5 protein-coding genes are annotated in these 5,281 nt (G+C 43.8%); 3 read left to right on the forward strand and 2 right to left on the reverse strand.

Annotated features, from left to right (window positions below; genetic code table 11):
- Positions 1-233: 233 nt before the first annotated feature.
- On the forward strand, positions 234-659 hold the full coding sequence (locus PX636_RS10180; RefSeq protein WP_288034292.1) for a DUF29 domain-containing protein: 426 nt from the start codon (positions 234-236) through the stop codon (positions 657-659).
- Positions 660-844: 185 nt separating this feature from the next.
- Here the strand turns inward: PX636_RS10180 and PX636_RS10185 are convergent, their stop codons facing one another.
- Positions 845-1,585 (reverse strand): calcium-binding protein, encoded by a 741-nt coding sequence (locus PX636_RS10185; RefSeq protein ID WP_288117022.1) that lies wholly within the window; start codon positions 1,583-1,585, stop codon positions 845-847.
- A gap of 202 nt (positions 1,586-1,787) precedes the next feature.
- On the opposite strand from PX636_RS10185, the gene PX636_RS10190 reads away from it, so the two are divergent.
- Together PX636_RS10190 and PX636_RS10195 are read left to right on the forward strand one after the other, a co-directional pair.
- Entirely contained in the window at positions 1,788-3,587 is a 1,800-nt protein-coding gene (locus tag PX636_RS10190; RefSeq protein ID WP_288117023.1) for an acyl-CoA dehydrogenase family protein, read from the forward strand.
- Complete coding sequence (locus PX636_RS10195; protein WP_288117025.1) at positions 3,565-3,927, forward strand: acyl carrier protein; 363 nt, start codon at positions 3,565-3,567, stop codon at positions 3,925-3,927. The genes PX636_RS10190 and PX636_RS10195 overlap by 23 nt, the downstream gene beginning before the upstream one ends.
- 392 nt (positions 3,928-4,319) lie before the next feature.
- Here the strand turns inward: PX636_RS10195 and PX636_RS10200 are convergent, their stop codons facing one another.
- Positions 4,320-4,943 carry a cytochrome c oxidase subunit 3 gene (locus tag PX636_RS10200; protein ID WP_002796799.1) on the reverse strand — a complete coding sequence of 208 codons (624 nt, stop codon included), beginning with the start codon at positions 4,941-4,943 and terminating at the stop codon, positions 4,320-4,322.
- Positions 4,944-5,281 lie beyond the last annotated feature (338 nt).

Raw genomic sequence — 5,281 nt, forward strand, 5'->3', positions numbered from 1 at the left:
GTGCGGCAGTAGGAGCCACATTAGGGAACGCACTCTACAGCGATGGCGTACTGCTACGCAGTGCCTTCGGCATCGCACTAACCCTAACAACAATTTTTGATTTTTACCAGAGGTCTATTGACTGAATGATGGGATGTAATATTTCAATAACCAGCATTTTCTTGGTGCTTGAGCTATACAATGAGAGCTATATTTTGATAGGACAAAAAAAGATTAGTATAGAGGTAAAATTAATGGCTGAAACCCTATATGAAAAAGACTATGTAGCTTGGCTGCAAGACCAAGCAGCAAAACTGCGATCGCCTGAGCGCAATACTTTAGATTGGCAAACTTTAGCCGAGGAATTAGAGGAAATGGTTGATGAACGCAAATACAAAGCAGAAAGCTTTCTTATTCAACTCCTCAGTCACCTGCTACTTTACGCCTACTGGAAGCATCCTTACTACCTACCCCACTGGACAGACGAGATAGATAATTTCAGATTGGAATTGAGCTTGCTGTTTCGCTCTAAGGTAATCTACAATCATGCCTTAGAACGGTTTGGTTATTGTTATCAAAAAGCTCTGGGAAAAGCGAGCCGCAAAAGTGGATTAACTTTACCAGTTGACTGTCCTTGGACAATTGAGAAAATTCTTGATGAAGATTGGTTCCCTAGTTAAAAACTGGAGCTTGCAATCCAACTTACATCCACACAACAATAGGGTGGGCAATACCCACCTTACTTCAGTTGCTCAACAACTAATAGCTGGTATTCCAAAATCTGGTTGAAAAAGAAATTGAGTCATGCGAGGAAGTTTCGGCTCCATCCATGACTCAATTTTGATATATAGCGTTTCTAGGTTCACTAAATAAGAACTACGTCAAGAGAAACCGCAAAACCAGCTGGAAGGTTTGCTATCTTGGCAAACTCGGTCCCTAAAAATGAAAGTGATCCACTCCCTGCGTTGTAACTGATCTGACTCAGAGAAGTGGCTCCAAAACCCGATTTGCTAACTTCAATTTTGTCTCCTTGTGTCCGGAAAAAGTCTTGGATAGTATCAACTTTCTCGGAGAGGGAATTGAAGCGGAACTTATCGGCACCAGCACCACCAGTCAGGGTGTCGTTGCCATCGCCGCCAATCAGGGTGTCAACACCATCACCACCATTGATGCTGTCGTTGCCAGCACCGCCAAATAATTTGTCGTTGCCAGCACCACCATTGAGGACATTGTTGCCACTGTTGCCATTGAGGATGTTGTTTTTGCTATTGCCAGTAGCGTTGATATTGGCACTTCCCATCAGGGTGAGGTTCTCAATCCCATGTCCTTGGTTACGAAATGTCCCCGGTCCTATGGAATAAGTGACTGTGGCCAATACCGTATCAGCCGTCCCACCCGAGACATCGTCCCAGTCTTCCCTAACGATATCGCCAACATTGTCCACGTGGTAGGTGTCGTTGCCATCACCACCATTCATATCGTCGGCACCCGCACCACCATCAATGGTATCATCCCCCCAGAGTCCACCATACCATCCAGTGACTCCGGCTGATGCCGAAGATGGAGTAATGGTGTTATTAAGGCCATTTCCCGTAACTAGGGGCATAAATTTAATCCTCCTTAACAATTACATAATTTACACCCTGTGCAACTGTATCTGTTTGATTCTGTCGTTTTTAGTTGCACATTGCGTAACTGTTGCCATTGTACAGCCAAACGTCTAGAATGGTCATTAATTTTTGTGCATGGTCGGGTCTTCTAACCGAAGGCATTGACGAAAAACACATTGTATCTGTCCTAGAGGCACTATGAAAAAGCTTAAGCAATACTGGACTGCTGAAGCACTGGAAAAAGACTTAGGCGATCCTCTCAATCCCGATAACCCTCTATCCTACAAGCGGGTGATCGAAATTGACGAGAGCGAAGAATTTCCCCACGAGGAAATTCGCTGGTTATACGACTGGAAACTCCAACACTACTACATTCCCACGGATTGCGGCGGTGAGTTCACCTCTTTTGAGGAATTTGTCGCTTTTGTGCGGGTACTTTCCCGACGGGATCAAACTATCGGCATCGCTTTTACTACCCTATTCTGGTCGTTTTTAAACTGGATGGCGGGAACCCCGGAACAGAAACAGAAGCTCGCCCGTTTTATCATGGATGACTATGGGGCGATGTGTCTGGGTTACTCGGAAAAGGAACACGGCAGCGATCTGATCAATGGTGATCTGACCGCGACGAAGGTGGAAGGAGGTTATATTCTCAATGGTGAGAAATGGCCGATTAACCGGGCGACTATCTCTGGAGTTTCCTTTATTTTGGCGAAAACCGATGCTAACGGCGGGCCAAAGTGTTTAACCCTATTTATGGTAGATAAACGGCAATTAGACCCCGAAAAATACTATAATTTGCCGAAAATATACACCCATGGCGTGCGCGCCTCGGATATGAGTGGCATTGGTTTTAAAGATTGTTTCGTCCCCGATTCCATGCGTTTACGGGAGGAGGGAGACGGTTTAGAATTAGCCCTGAAAGGTTTCCAGATTACCCGAATGTTGTGCGCCGCTTTTTCCCACGGGGCAGCCGATACCGCTTTAAGAACTACCCTCGGTTTTGCCGTTAATCGGGTAATTTATAACAAAACTGTGATGGATTTGCCCCAACCCCGGCGCACTCTCGTGGATGCTTTCCTTGACATCCTTATTTGTGATTGCGAGACGATTCCGGCCGCGAGAGGTTTTCATATTATCCCCGAACAGTTTAGCGTCTGGGCTTCGGTGGTAAAATATTTTGTCACTGTCCGTCTGGAGGAGATGGTTAATAGTGTTTATGTGGTCTTGGGATCGCGTTTTTATATGCGAGAAGAACACGAATTCGGCATCTTCCAGAAGCTACTGCGGGATAATTCGATTATCAGTATGTTTGACGGCAGTTCGATCGTCAATCTTCATGCTTTAATCCTACAATTGCGTCCTTTAACTAAATATCGGGCTAAACGCAACTCGCGCACCATGTCGGCGTTAAAAACCCGTTTAGAGGCGATTTTTAGCCTAGAAAAGTCAGTTCCTCCCTTTGAACCCAATAATTTAGAATTATTTGGCCGGGGAATGGATGATTCCCTACAGGGTTTAGAGATTGCCCTTGATATGCTGGAAGGATTGAAAGATTCTCAGGAGGTGGACCGGGAAGTATTAGAAAATCTGTTGATGTTGGGTAATTTAGTTTTAGAGGAACTAAATGCTCACGATGAACAGATTAGTCAATCGAAATTCGAGTATGGTCACGACCAATCACCCGAATTGTTCGAGATTGCCAAGAAATACTGTACTTTACACGCCGCTTCTGCTTGTTTACACACTTGGCTTTATAATCGTTCCATCTTGGGTGAATTTTTTGCCCGGGGGGAATGGTTGGTGTTGAGTTTACACCGATTACTGCGAACTCTGCGGCCGCTGCCTTACACTCTATCTGAGGTGTATGTAGAAAATGTTGCCCAAGAATTGCTGAAATTATATCGAGAAAATCAACATTTTTCGATCGTGCCTTTTCAATTAGCCCATTCACAAACTACCGAGGAAAAAACCCATGAACTCCAGCTCCAATCTTAATAATCTCGTACAAAATTGGTTAGTTAAACAGTTAGCCGATCAGTTATCTTTGGATGCCAAAACGATTAATGTGACTGAACCTTTAACCCGTTATGGTTTAGATTCGATCGATGCGGTAACGATGGTGGGTGATCTGGAAGATTGGGTCGGTCAAGAGTTACCTTCTACCCTTTTCTGGGATTATTCTACTATTGAAAAAGCGTCTCTTTTCCTAGTAGAAAACTACGATCTTTCTAATCTTCCCGGTGAGGAAACCCCCGCAGAAGTTGCTCCCGTCGCTGAAAAAGCTGAACCGGCCGTTAGTGGTGGCAAAGGTTGGAGTTTATTCGGTCGTCGTTAATTATCAGTGATCAGTGATCAGTTATCAGTTATCAGCTTCTGAAGGCAAGAGGCAACAGGCAATAGGCAAAAGACAGAATCTGACAATTCTCCTACCTAAAAAGAAGGTTAGAAACTAAGCACATCAAAGCTTTTAGCTTAACCAATTAGGTCTTAGTTTCTGGAGAGTTATCAGTTACTCGGTTATCAGTTACGGCATTTCTCTTAAAAATGAAGTATAATACTAAATCCGGTTATTAAAGACTGATTATCTATTCCCTACTTTTGCATGAGTGCCTGTCCTGATATGTAGCCCATACTCAACGGATTGAGTATCAGATAACTGCTGTAAATTGAAATATACAAAAAAGGGCGATCAATTGATCGCCCTTTTCTCCTAGTAAATAACAAAAATTATCTCAAGATATACACCAGTAAAAACAGGATAATCCAGACCACATCGACGAAATGCCAGTATAATTCTGCCGCTTCGACACCAAAGTGAGATTGACTAGAATAGTGGTCTTTTTGACGAGAACGCCAGAGGACAGATAGAATCAGCACTAAACCGAAGGTAACGTGGAGACCGTGGAATCCGGTTAAGGCATAAAAAGCGCTGGTGAAAACATTAGTTGTCAGACCGAATTCAGCGTGATAATATTCGTATCCTTGACCACAAAGGAAGATAATTCCCATCAGAGCAGTAATGCCGAACCACAATTGTAAACCGGCATTATTGTTTTGTTTAATCGCCTTTTGTCCTATGTGCATAACAAAACTACTGGACACCAGAATAATCGTGTTAATTGTCGGTAGGGTTAACTCTAATTCTGGCGTGCCGGCGGGGGGCCAAACGGGTAACATGGTACGGTAGAACAAGAAAGCGGCAAATAAGCCTAAAAAGATGGAACTTTCCGCCACTAGAAACAAAACCACACCGAATAAGCGATGATCTGGGTGGCCATGATGCCCGTGTTCCACCGTTTCGTGATGATAATTGACAGAGAGTTGAGAATCTTCGAGCGTTGAACCTTGCATGATTGAATGTCCTTAGTTTACACGGGAGACGGGGAGCTTTTTCTCAGTGATCAGTAAACAGTAAACAGTAATTAGGGTTTGCGGCAAAAAGTTTTTCGTGGGGGTAGGGTGTGGGGTGTGGGGTGTAGGGTGTAGGGTTTTACCCGTTTTCAGAGGGTCAATTACCTAATTTTCGGGGAAAAAGTACCTGAATTTTCCCCCCGACCACTCCCATGGCGGGCACTTTTTGATTTCAAAAAAGCCTAAAGATATTATCCAACAAGGTTTTTAGATTTATTCAGCAACCCCTAATCAGTGAACTGAAAACTCACATCTGATAACTGATAACTGATAACTGA

The sequence above is a fragment of the Microcystis sp. M53598_WE2 genome, assembly GCF_030067735.1.
GTDB classification, from domain to species: Bacteria; Cyanobacteriota; Cyanobacteriia; order Cyanobacteriales; family Microcystaceae; genus Microcystis; species Microcystis aeruginosa.

Coding starts and splice junctions, on each gene's coding strand:
- PX636_RS10180 (WP_288034292.1), top strand. CDS start 234: ATGGCTGAAACCCTATATGAAAAAGACTATGTAGCTTGGCTGCAAGAC.
- PX636_RS10185 (WP_288117022.1), bottom strand. CDS start 1,585: ATGCCCCTAGTTACGGGAAATGGCCTTAATAACACCATTACTCCATCT.
- PX636_RS10190 (WP_288117023.1), top strand. CDS start 1,788: ATGAAAAAGCTTAAGCAATACTGGACTGCTGAAGCACTGGAAAAAGAC.
- PX636_RS10195 (WP_288117025.1), top strand. CDS start 3,565: ATGAACTCCAGCTCCAATCTTAATAATCTCGTACAAAATTGGTTAGTT.
- PX636_RS10200 (WP_002796799.1), bottom strand. CDS start 4,943: ATGCAAGGTTCAACGCTCGAAGATTCTCAACTCTCTGTCAATTATCAT.